The organism is Deinococcus metallilatus (assembly GCF_004758605.1).
GTDB classification, from domain to species: domain Bacteria; phylum Deinococcota; class Deinococci; order Deinococcales; family Deinococcaceae; genus Deinococcus; species Deinococcus metallilatus.
In genome coordinates this window covers 1-16,026 of record NZ_CP038512.1, presented here as the reverse complement: position 1 = coordinate 16,026, position 16,026 = coordinate 1, and the positions used below count along the sequence as shown (strand labels likewise).

Genomic DNA, 16,026 nt, shown 5'->3' with positions numbered 1-16,026 from the left:
ACGACAACGCCGTCCCATTGCCGGAAAACCTCCCAGATAATGGAACTGTCTTCACCATTGCCTAGACCCTCAGACCACTCCGAAGGAGCCTCCCCATGAAAACTCTCTTCGTCGCCCCCACCCGCAACGGCGTGGGCCTCACCAGCACCGCGCTGGGGCTGCTGCGCGCGCTGGAACGGCAGGGCCTCAAGGTCGCCTTTCTGAAGCCCATCGCGCAGACGCACGAGACCGCACCCGACGACTCGGTGCATTTCGCGCGCACGCTGGCCCACGCGGTCACGCCCGACCCGATTCCGCTGTCGGTGGCGGAAGAGCAGCTCAGCCAGGGGCAGGAAGAAGACCTGATGGAGAGCGTGGTCGCGCTGGCGCGGGAGGCTGCGGCGGGCGTGACGGGCGGCGCGGACGTGCTGGTCGCGGAGGGCCTGGCGCTGAATGAGCGCAACAACTACGCCGGGCGGCTGAACGCCAGCCTGGCGCGCAACCTGGAAGCGGACGTGGTGCTGGTGTCCAGCCTGTCCGGGGTCACGCCCGCCGCACTGGCCGACGAGTTGGAGATCGCCGTGCAGGCCTACCGCCGCTCGGACGGCTCGGGCCTGGCCGGGTACGTGCTGAACTTCGCGCCGCTGGAACTGGATTTCGGGGGACTGCTGGCCGAACTGCGGGCGCGCAGCCGCGTCCTGGCAAGCGGCGAGCTGCCGCTGCTGGGCGTGATCGCGCAGTCCCCGGCACTGGGTGCCCCCCGCACGCTGGACGTGGCCCGCTATCTGGGGGCCGAGATTCTCAACGAGGGCGAGGCGGGGCTGCGCCGCGTCACCAGCACGGTGGTCACGGCCCGCAGCGTCCCCAAGATGGCCGACCTCTTCACTTCGGGCGCGCTGGTCGTCACCCCCGGTGACCGCGAGGACGTGGTGATGGCGGCGTCCCTCTCGCACCTCAGCGGGGTGCCGCTGGCGGGCCTGATGTTCACGTCCGGCAGCGCCCCCGAGGCGTCCATCGAGAAGCTGTGCCGGGCCGCGCTCACCAGCACCCTCCCGGTGCTGCGGGTGGAGACGAACTCCTATAACACGGCCTCGCGCCTCTCCCGGATGGACGCCCGCGTGCCGCACGACGACCTGGAACGGATGGAACGCATCATCGACTTCATCGCGGACCGGCTGGACACGGTGCCCCTCGGGACCCGGCTGCGCGCGCCCGGGGGAGACGAACGCCGCCTGCCCCCCAGCGCCTTCCGCTACGAGCTGATCCAGAAGGCCCGCGCCGCGGGCAAGCGCATCGTGCTGCCGGAGGGGGACGAGCCGCGCACCGTGCGCGCCGCGATCCGCTGCGTGGAGAAGGGGATCGCCCGCTGCGTCCTGCTCGCCAAACCCGAGAAGGTGCGGCAGGTGGCGGAGGGGCAGAGCCTCACGCTGCCGGAGGGGCTGGAGGTGCTGGACCCCGAGAGTATCCGGGCCAACTACGTCGCCCCGATGGTGGACCTCCGCAAGAGCAAGGGGCTCACCGCCCCGATGGCCGAGGCGCAACTGGAAGACAACGTCGTGCTGGGGACGATGATGCTGGCGCTGGGCGAGGTGGACGGCCTGGTGTCGGGCGCGGTGCACACGACCGCGAACACCGTGCGGCCCGCCCTGCAACTGATCAAGACGGCGCCCGGCGTGCGGCTCGTCTCCTCCATCTTCTTCATGCTGATGCCCGAGCAGGTGCTGGTGTACGGCGACGCGGCGATCAACCCCAACCCCAATGCCGAGGAACTCGCGGACATCGCCATCCAGTCGGCGGACAGCGCCAGGGCGTTCGGTATCCCGCCGAGGATCGCCATGCTGAGCTACTCCACCGGCGAGAGCGGCGCGGGCGAGGACGTGGAGAAAGTGAAGGTCGCCACCCAGCTCGTCCGCGAACGCCGCCCCGACCTCCCGGTGGACGGTCCCCTGCAATACGACGCCGCCTCGGTCCTCAGCGTGGGTCGCCAGAAAGCCCCGAACAGCCCCGTCGCGGGCCGCGCCACCGTCTTCATCTTCCCCGACCTCAACACCGGCAACACGACGTACAAGGCGGTGCAGCGCGCGGCGGGCGTGGTCGCCGTCGGGCCGATGCTCCAGGGCCTGAGGAAGCCCGTGAACGACCTCTCGCGCGGGGCATTGGTGGATGACATCGTGTACACGATTGCGCTGACGGCGATTCAGGCGACGCAGGGCAGTTAGTGGGAAGTGGTGAGTGGTCAGTGGGAGCAGAAGCTAGAGCCTCCACTGCGCTTTTCCACTCACCACTGACCACTTCCCACTCACCGGTACACGTCCCCCCGGCTCAGCGGCACCCCTGCCCGTCCTTCCTCGTCCGGCTTGGCGAGGAGGCTCTGGAAGATGGCGAGCTGGCCGTTGCGGAAGTAGTTCACGCAGGCGGCCAGGTACAACCTCCACAGCCGGAAACGCTGCTCGCCGACCAAGGCGCGGGCCTCGTCGCGGTGGGCTTCGAGGTTGCGCGACCAGTTGGCGAGGGTGCGGGCGTAGTGTTCGCGCAGGTTCTCCACGTCGCGGACCTCGAACTGGGCCTGCTCGGCGTGCTGGAGGGTTTCCCAGAGAGGGAGCAGTTCGCCGTCGGGGAAGACGTACTTCTGGTTGAAGTTGCCCGAGGCCAGCACCTGCACCCACTTGGGGAGTTTCGATTGCTGGACGCCCGCCGCGATGGCGTGGTTCATCATCAGACCGCCCGGCTTCAGCACGCGGTAGGCGGTGGCGAAATATTCGGGCATGTTGCGGCGGCCCACATGTTCGGCCATGCCGACGCTGCTGATCTTGTCGAACTGCCCCTGCACGTCGCGGTAGTCGCGCAGTTCCAGGCGGACGAGGTCGCCCAGGCCCGCCGCCTCCACCCGCGCGCGGCCCTCGCGCAGTTGCGCTTCGGAGAGGGTCACGCCCAGCACCTCGACCCCGTAATGCTCGGCAGCGTAGATCGCCAGGCCGCCCCAGCCGCAGCCGATGTCGAGCAGCCGCTCGCCCGGCTCCAGGCGCAGCTTGCGGCAGATGTGTTCCAGCTTGGCCTCCTGCGCCTGGTCGAGCGTCTCGGCCCCGGTCGGGAAATAGCCGCAGGAATACACCATGCGGTGGTCCAGCCACAGCTTGTAGAAGTCGTTGGAGATGTCGTAGTGGTAGGTGACGGCCTGCTGGTCGCGCTCGCGGGTGTGGGGCTCGCCATGCAGTTGCGCGGTGACCGGGTGGGGCGCGGGCCCGGCATGGCGGCGCAGGGTCTGGACCTCCCCCAGCAGCCGCGCGATCTGTGCGGCACTGAGCGGCTTGTCAAAGGCCTCGGTGAGGCCCGCCACCGCGCTCACGTCCCCCTCGATCTCGAAGTCGCCGCGCAGGTAGGCCTCGCCCAGCGCGATGTCCAGCGGCAGGCGCAGCATGCGGCCCAGGGAATGCTCGCTGTTCAGGATCAGCCGCGCCGCCGCGGGTTGCACGGTCGCGGGCAGGACGGTGCCGTCCCAGAGCTGCACGTCGAAGGGGCGCTTCTGGGGCAGCGCCGCTTCCAGCACGTCCAGGGCGGCGGCGCGAAGCTGCTCGGATGTGGGGGGCGTCTGACGGGCTTGCCGGGCCGCCAGGGCAGCAGCGGTCAGTCCGGCGGCCAGCCAGGCCACCTGCTGTCCGGAAGGCGAACGAACGGGGCTGAGCCGACCATTCCGCGCTGAAGCAGACATAGTAGCCGGAGCATAGGCCCGCTCCTCTGACCAGAACTTGAGACGTTCAACAGCGGACGTTCATCGTCTACTTGCCCACCCCAGCAACACCACTCCGGCCAGCACCGCGATCAGGTCCGGCGCGTAGGCGGCCAGGGCGGGCGGCACGGCGCCGTTCTCGCCCATCACCCGGAAGACGCTCCAGGTGGCGTAGTACGCGAAAGACAGCAGCAGGGCCCACACCAGCCCCAGGTTCTGCCCGCTGCGGAAGGCAAACACGGCGAGGCTCACCACGAAAAAGGCCAGGGCCAGCGCGGCCAGCGGTTCAGCAAACTTGCGGTGCAGCGCGGTGAAATCGGCAGGTGCGCGCACGTTCTGCTGGCGGTAGGTGTTCGTCCGCGCGATCAGGTCGGGGAGGGGCAGGTAGATCGGCTTGAGGCTGGCGTCCCCGCCGTCGAAGCTGGCCTGCACGTCCTGCACCGGCAACGTGCCCCGCTGGAAGGTCAGGACCGTGACGGGCCGGGCATTCTGAAAGGTGACCCGCTGCCCGTCCTCCAGCTCCAGCACGTTGCTGCCGGGTTCCAGGCGACCCCGCCGCGCCGTGATCACCTCGCGGGGGGGCAGGCCCGCCTGCATGGTCACGATCCGCAGATCACGCAGTTCGCCGCCCGGCAGCGCTTCCCCGACGCTGATGGCGCGGTTCAGCGCGTCACGCAGCACCAGCCCGCCCGACTGACCGTCCCGCGCCCCCAGCCCGATCACGCGGGGATTGTCCAGCACGATCTCACGCTGCACGGCCTGGGCCTGCACCTTGGCGCGCGTGACGAGCACCTCACTCAGCCCGAAGGACACCAGGGCGACGCCCGCCGCCAGCAGCAGCACCGGCCGGAACAGGCGCGAGGCGGGCACGCCGCTCGCCAGCGCCGCCTTGATCTCCGAGTCGGCGGCCAGGCGCGAGAGGCCCAGCAGCGCCGCGAACATCAGCGCGATGGGGAGGGCCTGCGCCACCGCTTCGGGAATGTTCAGCGCCACCAGCCGCGCGACCAGCAGCGGGTTCGCACCCTTGGCCAGCAGCGGCGCGATGGCCCCCTCCAGCAGCGCCAGCAGCAGCAGCACGATCACGACCGCCAGCGCCCCCACCAGCGGCGGCAGAATCTCGGCCAGGACGTAACGCTCGAAGCGCCTCATCGCGGGAACCTCACCGCAGCCTCCAGGCCAGCACGGTCGCCAGCAGCAAAAAGGCCAGGCTGGGCAGCCAGGCGGCCAGCGTGGGCGCCAGCGCCCCCACCCGCGCGAGCTGCGGCACGCTGATCCACAGCACGTAGAACATCACCAGAAACACCACCGTCGCCGCAAAGCCCGCCGCGCGGCTCCGCAGCAGCAGGCCCAGCATTCCGGCCGCCAGCGCGAACACCACCGGCGTGACCGGATCGGCGTACCGCCGGGCGAGCTGAAAGGCGTCGTCGCGGCGCTCCTGGGGCGTGCCGCGTTCGGACGCCAGCCGCGTGCGCAGTTCGGGCGTGCTGACCTGCTCGGCGGGGGACTGTGGCGGGTCCAGGGTGTCGGCCTGGGACAGGACCAGCGGGGTCTTCAGTTGCCGGGGGTCCTCGCCGGGGCGGGTAATCCAGGCATTCGGCAGCGTCCAGGTGTGCGCCCGGGTGTCCCAGGTGCCACTGTTGGCCGTGACCGTCTCCTGCCCGCGCTGCACCAGCACCCCTTCGAGCTGCGCGACGTGGCCGCCCGCGTTGTTGGTGACGCGCCCCGCGTAGAAGAGCGCGCCCGGCGGCGCGAAGGTGTAGTTCTCCTGGCTGGGCGGCGGCGGCGTCTGGCCGTAGATGGTGTACCAGGCGCGGTCCCAGCGTTCCTGCCCGCCCGGCACGACATACCCGGCATTCACAAAGGCCACCGCGCCCACCAGCAGGAACGGCAGCGCCAGCGGCCACACCAGGCCCAGCGGCCGCACTCCCGCCGCGAACATCGCCTTCAGTTCGCTGTCGCCCTGCAAGCGCCCGAAGGCCAGCAGCACCGCGAACGGCACGGCCAGCACCAGCGAGCGGTTCAGCACGTTGGGCGCGATGGCCCCGAACGCCGCCAGCGCCTCGGGCAGCGTCGCGTGGTACAGCAGCAGGTAGCTGACGGTCGTGCTGAGGGTGTCGGTCAGTTGCAGGATCAGAAACAGGGCCAGGCCCGCCGCATACCAGCGCAGCACCTCGCGCAGCACGTAGCGGTTCAGCGTGAAGGGCACGGGCGGCATTCTAGCGGGAGACAGATGAGGACGAGACAGAGGACCAGCGGGAAAAAAGCGAAAGGGCCGGAGCCTCCGCCCCAGCCCCGACCGTTGGCCCTCCGCCCCCCTCACCCCGCCTGCGCCGGGCTGTCCCACAGCGAACGCTCACGCCGGGCGACCTCCTCGTGGAGCCTCAGGATCGCGGCGTTGCCCTGCGCGCCCCGTTCGGCGATGGCGCGGGCGGTGGCGGTGTCGAGGTAGGCGAGGCGCAGCAGTTCGTCGGTCCGCAGGCCGTCGCGGGTCTGCTTGACGCCCCGCTCGCGCCGGATGGTGGCCGAGTCGGTGCCCAGCACGCTGCGGTTGCTGATGCTGCCCAGTTGCCCGTAGACCGGCCCCTCACCGCCGTGCCGGGCGACGGTGCTCATCAGTTCGCGGCGGGCACCCGTGCTTTCCAGGCGGGCGGCCAGCCAGCGCCGCGCTTCGGGGTCGGCGTTGCGCTCCGCGATCTGCGCGGCCAGGCGAACGTCGCCGGTCAGGGCGCGGGCCAGCAGGGTCTGCGCCCGCTTGCGCCAGCGCCGCGCCTCGGGCGTGTCGAGCGTGAAGGCGAGCCGCGCAAACTCGCCGGGATCGAGCGTGGCTTCCAGCCCGAGGCCGAAGTCCCGTTCGGGGCTGTGCAGGTCGTATTCGTCAGCGAAGGTGGCCCAGTTTTCGGGCATGGGCACCCCCAGAGTATTCAGGGCGGTCGCGGCGTGCAGCAGGCCGTCCGCGCTGGCGGGCAGGCGCTGCGTGCCGAATTCCAGAGTGATAGGAGCGGTCTTCATGCGTATATTTTAGCACCTTTTACGCTAGAAACATAACTCATCCGCAGATGGGCACCTACCCTCTTTTACGTCCAGCCGCTGATTCAGCCTCCCTCACCCCGCCCTTCCAGCACGGCGAGCGCGGCCAGGGCTGCCGCCAGTTCCGTCTGCGCCGTGCGCCCGGGGGCCGCCAGCGGCGTCAGCCGGGCGACATCGGCCCGGACCTGCTCGTCCAGCAGGTTGTCGCCCTCGCGCAACAGGTGGGGGCCGTAGCGGAGCGCGGCGGCGGAGGGCAGACCCGCGTAGGCCGGGTCGGGACCGTCGCGGCGCTCCAGGCGCAGCACCGGATAGGGCCAGTAACCGGGAATCAGCCGCTCCGCCGTCAGGTGGTAGCCGTGCTCACGTGCCCAGACCCGCAGGGGCCGCGGCGAATCGTTGGGCTGCACAACCAGCGCGGGCGGCAGCCGTTCCCCGGCCCGGCGCAGGATGCCCGCCACCGTGCCCGCCCCCATGCCGGTGAGGCTGGCGCTGTCCACTTCCCCCGGCACGAGGGGCGCGAAGCCGTCGCCAGCGCGCACCTCCAGGCGGCCTGCCAGCCGGGCACGGGCGGCGTTTCGCCGGGCCAGGGCCAGCGGACCGGGGTTGAGTTCCACGACCACGCAACGCTCCGCCCGGCCTTCGCGCAGCAGCCGGATGGGCAACTTCGCGTGATCGGAGCCGATATCCGCGTGAACGTCGGCGCGGATCAGCTCCAGCACGGCCTCCAGGCGGGCGTCAAGGGTGGGCGCCTTCATCCGGCCTCCCCTCCTCCACCTGCGCCGGGGCCTGGCCGCGCAGCACCACGCTGTAGGCCCCCACCGCCAGAATCACGGCGGCGACGGCGGCCCCGTAGGTCAGAATCTCGGTGCCACCTGTCCATTCCAGCGCCACCGCGAAGAAGTTGACCGCCAGCGCCGTGATCACCACGCCGATCAGCTTCTGCTTGAGGTCGTCGAAGGTGCGGACGTGCAGCCAGGCGGGCACGTTGCGGAGTTGCCCGATAAAGAGGGCCTGGAGGCCCAGGCTGATGATCAGGAGCGCCATCCCCACCAGCAGCGTGTCGGCCTGCTCGACGGCGGCGACCAGCAGGTGCTTGGTGGTGTTCGCCTCCCCCAGATGGCGGAAGGCGTCCCCGATGGTGTAATACGCCTGAAAGATGGCCGCGATGAACAGCGCCAGGCTGAAGGCGAAGGAACTCAGCACACCCAGTTCCACGATCAGCCGCGTGAAGCCGAAGGCCCGCGCCACCGTGCGGGAGGCGGCAGGAGTGGCGGGCGGACGGGAACGGCTCACGCGCCCAGCATACGGTCAGCCCGCCGTCCCGGGCTCCAGAAACTCGACCGGGTCGCCCACGCGAATGACGCCCCCCGAGATCACCCGCGCCGTCAGCCCGCCGTGCCCGCGCACCGCGTTGTAGCCGCCCTCGCCCAGCGTCTCCTCCATCCGCGAGCAGGGGTGGCATTCCCCGGTCCCCTCCAGCACCACCTCGCCCACCCGGAAGCGGGCGTCCTTGAGCGCCAGCAGCGAAAGGCCGCCGATCAGCAGGTTCCGGCGCAGGTGCTCGGGCCGGACCTCCTCCAGCCCGGCCAGCGCCGCGATCACCGGCAGATGCTCAGCCTGGAGCAGCGTGACTTGACGCCGTCCGGGTCCGCCGGGAACGGGCGTGGCCTCACTGGGCGTAGGCACCTCACCCGGTTCGCCGGTCAGGGCGCGCAGCCGGGGAGGGGCGGTCTTGCCGTGGTCCCCGATCAATCCGACCAATGGATGCACCTCCGCCTCCGGCACGCTGAGGACGGGGGCGCGGCGGGCCTCACGCAGCCCGATCCACTCCAGACGGCCCGCGCGGGGAAAGGTGGCCCGCAATTCCTGAATGGTCTTCACGGGGAGCAGAGTACGGGAAGGCGCCGGTCTTGCTACACTGCCCCCATGAGGCGTCTGACCCGACGTGCGTATCGACCCCGCCGCTGAGGTGGGCGGGTCAGTCACAGCCTGAAATCCAACCCCGAAGCGGCGCACCCGGCGAGAGCGAGTGCGCCGCCGCCTTTTGGAGAGTCCATGACCGCAACCGATATCCGCCCGAACCTGCCCGTCGACCAACAGATCGAGATTCTCAAGCGCGGTGTGGTGGACCTCGTGACCGAGGACGACCTGCGCCGCAAGCTGGAGGAGGGCCAGCCGCTGCGCGTCAAGCTCGGCGCCGACCCCACCCGCCCGGACCTGCACCTCGGCCACGCGGTCATTCTGCGCAAGATGCGGCAGTTTCAGGACCTCGGGCACAAGGTGATCATGCTGATCGGTGACTTCACCGCGATGATCGGGGACCCCAGTGGCAAGTCCAAGACCCGCCCGCCCCTCACGCTGGAGGAGACGCGCGCCAACGCCCAGAGCTACCTGGAGCAGTGCAAGCTGATCCTGCGCGACGAGCCAGAGGTGCTGGAACTGCGCTTCAACGGCGAGTGGCTGGAGCCGCTGGGCTACGCGGACGTGATCCGCCTCGCCAGCCGGTACACGGTGGCCCGCATCCTGGAACGCGACGACTTCACCAAGCGGCTGGGCGCCGGGACGCCCATCAGCCTCCACGAGCTGCTCTACCCGCTCACGCAGGGCTACGACAGCGTGGCGCTCCACGCCGACGTGGAACTCGGCGGCACCGACCAGCTCTTCAACAATCTGGTCGGGCGGGCGCTGCAACGCGACTACGGCCAGGAACCGCAGGTGGTGATGACGCTGCCGCTGCTGGTCGGCCTGGACGGCACCGAGAAGATGTCCAAGAGCCTGGACAACTACATCGGCCTGACCGACGCGCCGGAGCTGATGTTCGCCAGGCTGATGAAGGTGCCCGACCCGCTGCTCGAAAACTACTTCACCCTGCTGACCGACCTGCCGCAGGAACGCATTCAGGAACTGCTGGCCGGGCACCCGGTCGCCGCGCACCGCGAACTCGCCCGCCAGGTGGTCGCCTGGCTGCACCCCGAAGCGGACCTGGACGCCGCCGAGGAACGCTTCAGGGCCGTGGCGAAGGGCGGCATTCCCGAAAACCTCCCCACCGTGACGGTGCCGAGGGAGGAACTGGGCGAGAACGGCGTCAGCATGGCGCGGCTGGTGGTGCTGGCGGGCCTCGAACCCAGCAACGGCGCGGCCCGCAAGCTGATCCAGAACCGGGGCCTGAAGCTGAACGGCGAGACGTACACCGAGCCGCAGGGCCTGCTCCGTCAGGAAGACTTCACCGGAGAGGGCGGCGCGGTCCTCCAGAAGGGCAAGGACCGCTTCGCGAGGCTGGTCCTGGGGTCCTGACCCATCCGGTCCGTGGGCGGGGCCTTCCCGGGGCTGCTGTCGCCCGCTGTCCGCTCAACAAGTGGAGAAGTTTTACACAGGCGACTGTGGATAACCCTGACCTCTGTGGATAACGTGCTGAACGTCATTCCATCTCGTCGCCGCCCGAAGTTATCCACATTCCGGGTGTGGAAAAATCCGCTCCCTGTGGATAAAAACGAGGAAGGCCACTCACATGAAGGCGAGGGGCCGTTTCTTTTAAAGGTCCGGTGAAGAATTAAACCCGGTCGCTCAGGTCTTCCTCACGGAGCCGTTCGACACGCAGCATGTTGGTGGTGCCGCGCACACCGAAGGGGACGCCAGCGGTGATCACGTACCGGTCGCCCACATCCGCGAGGCCGCTCTTTTTCAGATCGTCGTTGGCGATGCGGACCATGTCGTCGGTGTCGCGCGGGTCCTCGCTGAGCATCGGCACGACGCCCCACAGCAGGGCCATCTGGTTGCGGGTCTGCTCGTTGGGCGTCAGGGCCAGGATGGCGAGGGGCGGGCGGTACTTCGCCACGCGGGCCGCCGCGCCACCGGTGCTGGTAAAGGTCACGATGGCGGAGGCCTCCAGCTTCTCCCCGATGGAGCAGGCCGCGAAGGCGATGGCGTCCTGCGCCAGTTCGGTTTCCACGACCAGTTGCCGCTGCATCAACACGTAGTGTTCACTGGCCTCGGCCTCCCGCGCGATGCGGTCCATCATCGCGACCGCCTCGACCGGGTAGTGCCCGGCGGCCGACTCGGCGCTGAGCATCACGGCGTCGGTGCCGTCGTAGATCGCGTTGGCCACGTCGGACGCCTCGGCGCGGGTGGGGCGGGGCAGGTTGATCATGCTCTCCAGCATCTGCGTGGCGGTGATCACCGGCTTCCCGGCCTCGCGGCACAGGCGGATCAGGCGCTTCTGGATGGTCGGCACCTGCTCGGGCCGCATCTCCACGCCCAGATCACCGCGCGCCACCATGACGCCGTCCACTTCCCGGAGGATGTCCTCGAAGCGGTCCACCGCCTGCGGCTTCTCGATCTTGGCCATCAGCTTGGCGCGGCTGCCGAAGCGGGCCAGGTAGTGCCGGGCCAGCAGCAGGTCGTCCCGCGAGCGCACGAACGACAGGGCCACCCAGTCCACGCCCAGTTGCGCGCCGAATTCCATGTCCTGCACGTCCTTCTCGGACAGGGCGGGCACGGCGAGGTCGGCCTGGGGCACGTTGATACCCTTGTTGTTCTTCAGCACGCCGCCGATCCCCACGGTGGTCAGGATGTCCTGGCCGCGCACCTGATCGACCTTGAGGGCCAGGTTGCCGTCGTCGAGCAGCAGGATCATGCCGGGATGCACGTCCAGCGCGAGGCCCTTGTAGGTGCTGCTGACGCGCGAGTTGTCCCCCTCCACGTCGTCCATCGTGATGGTGAACTTCTGCCCGGCCTCCAGCGTGGTCGAGCCTTCCTGAAAGCGGCCCACCCGGATTTTCGGCCCCTGGAGGTCTTGCAGGATGCCGATGGTCACGCCCTTGCGCGCCGCCAGTTCCCGCACCATCTGCACCGTCTGGCGGTGGTCCTCGGGTTCCCCGTGGCTGAAATTCATCCGGACCACGTTCAGCCCCGCGTCGATCATCCGCCCCAGCGTCTGGGGGTCGCGGCTCGCCGGGCCGATGGTGGCGACGATCTTGGTTGCTCGGTCAAAGTGTTTCATGTGTTGGAATCCCTTCCAAAGAAGCTTGCAGGGGTCAGCCGTCAGCTTTCAGGTTTTGCTGATGGCTGACGGCTGATCGCTTCCTACCTCAGCACCTTGCGGCCCGGGTACACCGCCCGGTCACCGAGCTGGTCCTCGATCCGCAGGAGTTGGTTGTACTTGGCGATGCGGTCGGAGCGGCTGGCGCTGCCGGTCTTGATCTGTCCGGCGTTGGTGGCGACGGCGAGGTCCGCGATGAAGGCGTCTTCCGACTCGCCGGAGCGGTGGCTGATGACGGTGCCGTAGCGGCTGCGCTTGGCGAGTTCGATGGCGTCCATCGATTCGGTCAGGGTGCCGATCTGGTTCACCTTCACCAGGATCGCGTTCCCCACGCCCGTCTCGATGCCGCGCGCCAGGCGCTCGGGGTTGGTCACGAACAGGTCGTCGCCCACGAGCTGCACGCGGTCGCCCAGGCGCTGCGTGAGGAGCTGCCAGCCGTCCCAGTCGTCCTCAGCGAGGCCGTCCTCGATGCTCACGATGGGATAACGGCTGGTCCAGTCAGCCCAGAAGTCCACCATCTCGGCGGTCGAGAGGGTCCGCCCCTCGCTCTCCAGGTGGTACTGGCCGCCTTTGTAAAGCTCGGTCACGGCGGGGTCCAGCGCGATGGCGATGTCCCGGCCCGGCTCGTACCCGGCCTTCTGGATCGCTTCGAGCAGGACTTCCAGCGCCTCCTCGTTGCTCTTGAGGTCCGGCGCGAAGCCGCCCTCGTCGCCCACGTTGGTGTTGTAGCCGCGCCCCGAGAGGACTTTTTTCAGGGCGTGGAAGGTCTCCGCGCCGTAGCGCAGCGCCTCGCGGAAGGTGGGGGCACCGACCGGCATCACCATGAACTCCTGAAAGTCCACGTTGTTGTCGGCGTGGGCGCCGCCGTTGATCACGTTCATCATCGGCACCGGCAGCGTCTTGGCGTTGCTCCCGCCCAGGTAGCGGTAGAGCGGCACGCCGAGTTCGTTGGCGGCCGCGCGCGCGGTGGCGAGGCTGACCGCCAGGATGGCGTTCCCGCCCAGGCGGCCCTTGTTGGGCGTGCCGTCGACTTCGAGCATCGCGGCGTCCACTGCCCCCTGGTCGGAAGCGTCCAGGCCCACCACGGCGGGACCCAGGACCTCGTTCACGTTCTGAACGGCCTTCAAGACACCCTTGCCGCCGTACCGCTCGCCGCCGTCACGCAGTTCCAGCGCCTCGTGGCTGCCGGTGCTGGCGCCGCTGGGCACGATGGCGCGGCCGGAGAAGCCGCTGTCGAGGAACACCTCGGCCTCCACGGTCGGATTCCCACGCGAGTCCAGCACTTCACGGGCGATGACTTTCTCGATGTTCATGCTTTGCCTCCCAGAATTCAAACCCACGGCAGTAGGTGTAGCCCGGACACTATAAGCGGCCCAGGTCAGATGTCGATGCATCCGGTCTAAGCCAGGCGCGAGGATGGCCCGTGCGGCGCCGGATTGGCCCCTTAAACGCGCAGCGTGACCATCACGGCCATGTACCCGCCCCCCCCGCTCGCGCGGAAGATGGCGGGGCTGGTGGAGCCGGAGAAGAGCAACTCGGCGTCGCCCTCGATGGGACCCAGGGCATCCAGCACGTGCCGCGCGTTGAAGGCCAGGCTCATCGCCGGTTCGGGGCCACCCTGCGTCACGTCCAGCGTGTCCTGCGCGCGCCCGTAATCGCCCTCGGCGGCCAGGCGCAGCTTGCCCTCGCTGACGAGGAACTCGACCCGGTTGTTCGCGTTCTTGTCGGCCAGCACGGCCACGCGGCCCACCGCTTCCTTCAGCGCGGTGGCTGGCAGCGTGACCTGGAGCTTGATGTCCTTGGGGATCACGCGCTCGTAGTCCGGAAACTCGCCGTCGAGCAGCTTGAGGTTCATGCGGACGCGGTCGGTCGTCACGCTGAGCAGGCCCTCGCCATAGGTGAAGCGGGCCTCGCCGTCCCTCAGCACGCGGATCAGTTCGTCGGCGCTGCGGGCCGGGACGATCAGGTTCCTGCCGTCGCCGCTGGCCGGAAAGTCGCGGATGGCGACCCGGTAGCCGTCCGAGGCGACCACGCGGGCCGAGTCGGGCCGGTGTTCCAGCTTGATGCCGCGAAAGACTGCCTGAAAAGCCTCGTTGCTGGCCGCATAGCGCACGCTGCTGAAGGCACGGGCCAGTTCGGCGGCGTCGAGGCTCACGTCGGCGTGCGCGGGGAAGGAGAGCGGCGGGTACGCTTCCAGGTCCCCGGTCTGGAGCTTGAAATCGCTGCCGCCCGACCGCACCGAGAGTTCGTTCCCGGTGATTTCGAGTTCGACCAGTTCCCCTCCCAGATTCCGCACGATCTGCGCGAACAGGTGGGCGGGCACCACGAAGCTCTGGGGGTCCTGCACTTCCGCCGGAACGAAGCACGACAGGTCGATTTCGAGGTTGGTCCCGCTGAGGGTCAGCCCGGCTTCCGAGGGCTCCACCTTCAGGGCGGTCAAGAGGGGATTGCTGCTGCGGCTGGGGATGACACGTTCCAGAAGGCCGAGGCCTTCACTCAGGGTTTTCTTGGTGACATGCGCTCTCATGGTTCCCCTCTCTGGGTTTGTCCCTATCTTTTACCTGTTCTTAAAACTAAAAAAGATAGTAGTAGTAGTAGTAGGGCCTGTGGAAACTGTGGAAAAGTGCCCTAGACGCCGTGTAGAAAGGGAAAAGTTATCCCCAGGGGGGTTGTGGATAAGTAACAAACCCTGTGGATAACCTGTGGATAACTCGGGGGGTTTTCCACAGGCCCAAATGACCACCCGGTTATCCACAATTTTATCCACAGGAAAAACGGGGTTTTCCACAGGTTATCCACAGGGTTATCCACAGAAAGTGAAAGTTTGCACACGGATTTGGAACGGAATTTGGAACTTATTCTGCCACCAAAAGAAATGTTGATGAGGTTACGTATCATTTTCCTCATCTTCCACATCCTGAAGGTGGCGCCGAAGGGCATCGACCGAGGCCGTCAAGTTGGGGTCTTTGCCCAGTTGTTCCGTCACTTTGGAGACGGCGTGCATCACCGTGGAATGGTCGCGGCCGAAAAACTGCCCGATCTCCGGCAGCGAGTGGTCGGTCAGCTCGCGGATCAGGTACATCGCCACCTGCCGGGGCACGACCACCTCGCGGACGCGGCCCGAGCCGCGAATCACGTCCGGCGGCATGTTGAAGTGCGCGGCGGTCGAGCGCAGCACGTCCATCATCTCGACCTTGACTTCCTGCGGCGCGAACACGTTGCTGAGCGCCTTGGCCGCCACCGCGCGCGAAAACGGCACGCTGTTGAGGCTGGCAAAGGCCACGACGCGCATCAGCGCCCCCTCCAGCTCGCGGATGTTGCTGGTGACCTGCCGGGCGATCAGTTCCAGCACTTCCTGGGGAATGTCGATGCGGTTGTGTTCGGCGTTCATCTTCAGGATCGCCACGCGCGTCTCGAACTCGGGGGACTGGATGTCGGTGATCAGGCCCCACTCGAAGCGGCTGCGGAGGCGGCCTTCGAGCGTCTGGATGTCCTTGGGCGGGCGGTCCGAACTCAGGATGATCTGCTTGTGGTTCTCGTACAGCGCGTTGAAGGTGTGGAAGAACTCCTCCTGGGTGCGCTCCTTGCCCGCCAGAAACTGGATGTCGTCCACCAGCAGCAGGTCCACCGAACGGTAGCGGTTGCGGAACTGGGTGGTCTTGTCGTCACGGATCGCGTTGATCAGCTCGTTGGTAAAGGACTCGGTGGAGACGTACTCGATGCGCTTTTCGGGAAAGCGTTCCATGATGTAGTGCCCGACCGCGTGCATCAGGTGCGTCTTGCCCAGCCCCACGTCCCCGTAGATAAACAGGGGGTTGTACGCCTTGCCGGGCGACTCGGCCACCGCCAGCGCCGCCGCGTGCGCGAGGTTGTTGTTGGGGCCGACCACGAAGTTCTCGAAGGTGTACTTCGGGTTCAGGGTCTTGCGGTTCTCGGTGGGCAGGCCCGTGGGTGGGCCGCCTGCCGGGGGCCGTCCGGGGGGTCTGCCCGGTGGGGCGGGCGGCGGGTCGCTGGGCAGCAGCAGGGCGTCCTGCGCGGCGGGCAGCACCTGAAAACTCACCTGCGGGTTCTGGGCCCCCAGCGCGCGGAGGGCATCTTCCAGCAGCTCCAGGTAGTGTTTGCGGAACCACTCCTGCGCGAAGGAGTTCCGCACGCCGATCACCAGCGCCCCGTCCTGCACGCCCAGATTCTTCACCGGCGCGAACCAGGTGTGATACTCGACTTCCGAGATGTTTTTGCGGACGTACCCCAGCAC

Annotated in this window: 13 protein-coding genes; 2 read left to right on the top strand and 11 right to left on the bottom strand. The window is 68.3% G+C overall.

Features of this window, described 5'->3' with window-relative positions; genetic code table 11:
- Positions 1 to 95: 95 nt before the first annotated feature.
- The gene (gene pta, locus E5F05_RS05935) at positions 96 to 2,198 is read left to right on the top strand and encodes a phosphate acetyltransferase (protein WP_129117713.1); all 2,103 of its coding nucleotides are present in this window, start codon (positions 96 to 98) and stop codon (positions 2,196 to 2,198) included.
- Between the two features lie 80 nt (positions 2,199 to 2,278).
- On the opposite strand, the gene E5F05_RS05930 is transcribed toward pta, so the two are convergent.
- The 7 genes from E5F05_RS05930 to E5F05_RS05900 form a co-directional block, all read right to left on the bottom strand.
- Positions 2,279 to 3,688 (bottom strand): SAM-dependent methyltransferase, encoded by a 1,410-nt coding sequence (locus E5F05_RS05930; RefSeq protein ID WP_129117712.1) that lies wholly within the window; start codon positions 3,686 to 3,688, stop codon positions 2,279 to 2,281.
- Between the two features lie 60 nt (positions 3,689 to 3,748).
- Positions 3,749 to 4,855, bottom strand: coding sequence for an LptF/LptG family permease (locus tag E5F05_RS05925; RefSeq protein WP_129117711.1), 1,107 nt, complete (start codon positions 4,853 to 4,855; stop codon positions 3,749 to 3,751).
- A gap of 10 nt (positions 4,856 to 4,865) precedes the next feature.
- Positions 4,866 to 5,921: an LptF/LptG family permease gene (locus E5F05_RS05920; protein WP_129117710.1), complete on the bottom strand. Its 1,056-nt coding sequence runs from the start codon at positions 5,919 to 5,921 to the stop codon at positions 4,866 to 4,868.
- Between the two features lie 101 nt (positions 5,922 to 6,022).
- The gene (ddrC, locus tag E5F05_RS05915; RefSeq protein WP_129117709.1) at positions 6,023 to 6,715 is read right to left on the bottom strand and encodes a DNA damage response protein DdrC; all 693 of its coding nucleotides are present in this window, start codon (positions 6,713 to 6,715) and stop codon (positions 6,023 to 6,025) included.
- A gap of 83 nt (positions 6,716 to 6,798) precedes the next feature.
- Positions 6,799 to 7,488 (bottom strand): tRNA (adenine(22)-N(1))-methyltransferase TrmK, encoded by a 690-nt coding sequence (locus E5F05_RS05910; RefSeq protein WP_129117708.1) that lies wholly within the window; start codon positions 7,486 to 7,488, stop codon positions 6,799 to 6,801.
- Positions 7,469 to 8,026 carry a YqhA family protein gene (locus E5F05_RS05905; protein ID WP_129117707.1) on the bottom strand — a complete coding sequence of 186 codons (558 nt, stop codon included), beginning with the start codon at positions 8,024 to 8,026 and terminating at the stop codon, positions 7,469 to 7,471. The genes E5F05_RS05910 and E5F05_RS05905 overlap by 20 nt, the downstream gene beginning before the upstream one ends.
- Positions 8,027 to 8,041: 15 nt before the next feature.
- On the bottom strand, positions 8,042 to 8,614 hold the full coding sequence (locus tag E5F05_RS05900) for an MOSC domain-containing protein (RefSeq protein ID WP_129117706.1): 573 nt from the start codon (positions 8,612 to 8,614) through the stop codon (positions 8,042 to 8,044).
- Positions 8,615 to 8,788: 174 nt separating this feature from the next.
- Here E5F05_RS05900 and tyrS point away from each other — a divergent pair, with 174 nt between their 5' ends.
- Complete coding sequence (gene tyrS, locus E5F05_RS05895) at positions 8,789 to 10,027, top strand: tyrosine--tRNA ligase (RefSeq protein WP_129117705.1); 1,239 nt, start codon at positions 8,789 to 8,791, stop codon at positions 10,025 to 10,027.
- A gap of 256 nt (positions 10,028 to 10,283) precedes the next feature.
- Here the strand turns inward: tyrS and pyk are convergent, their stop codons facing one another.
- The 4 genes from pyk to dnaA all read right to left on the bottom strand — a co-directional run bounded on the left by pyk (position 10,284) and on the right by dnaA (position 16,026).
- Complete coding sequence (gene pyk / locus E5F05_RS05890) at positions 10,284 to 11,732, bottom strand: pyruvate kinase (protein WP_129117704.1); 1,449 nt, start codon at positions 11,730 to 11,732, stop codon at positions 10,284 to 10,286.
- An 83-nt stretch (positions 11,733 to 11,815) separates the two neighbouring features.
- A complete protein-coding gene (gene eno / locus E5F05_RS05885) occupies positions 11,816 to 13,084 on the bottom strand; it encodes a phosphopyruvate hydratase (RefSeq protein ID WP_129117703.1) in 1,269 nt (422 codons plus the stop codon).
- 131 nt (positions 13,085 to 13,215) lie between these two features.
- Positions 13,216 to 14,298, bottom strand: a complete 1,083-nt coding sequence (dnaN, locus tag E5F05_RS05880) for a DNA polymerase III subunit beta (RefSeq protein ID WP_129117702.1) — start codon at positions 14,296 to 14,298, stop codon at positions 13,216 to 13,218.
- Positions 14,299 to 14,658: 360 nt separating this feature from the next.
- Positions 14,659 to 16,026 (bottom strand): chromosomal replication initiator protein DnaA, encoded by a 1,368-nt coding sequence (gene dnaA, locus E5F05_RS05875; protein ID WP_146719921.1) that lies wholly within the window; start codon positions 16,024 to 16,026, stop codon positions 14,659 to 14,661.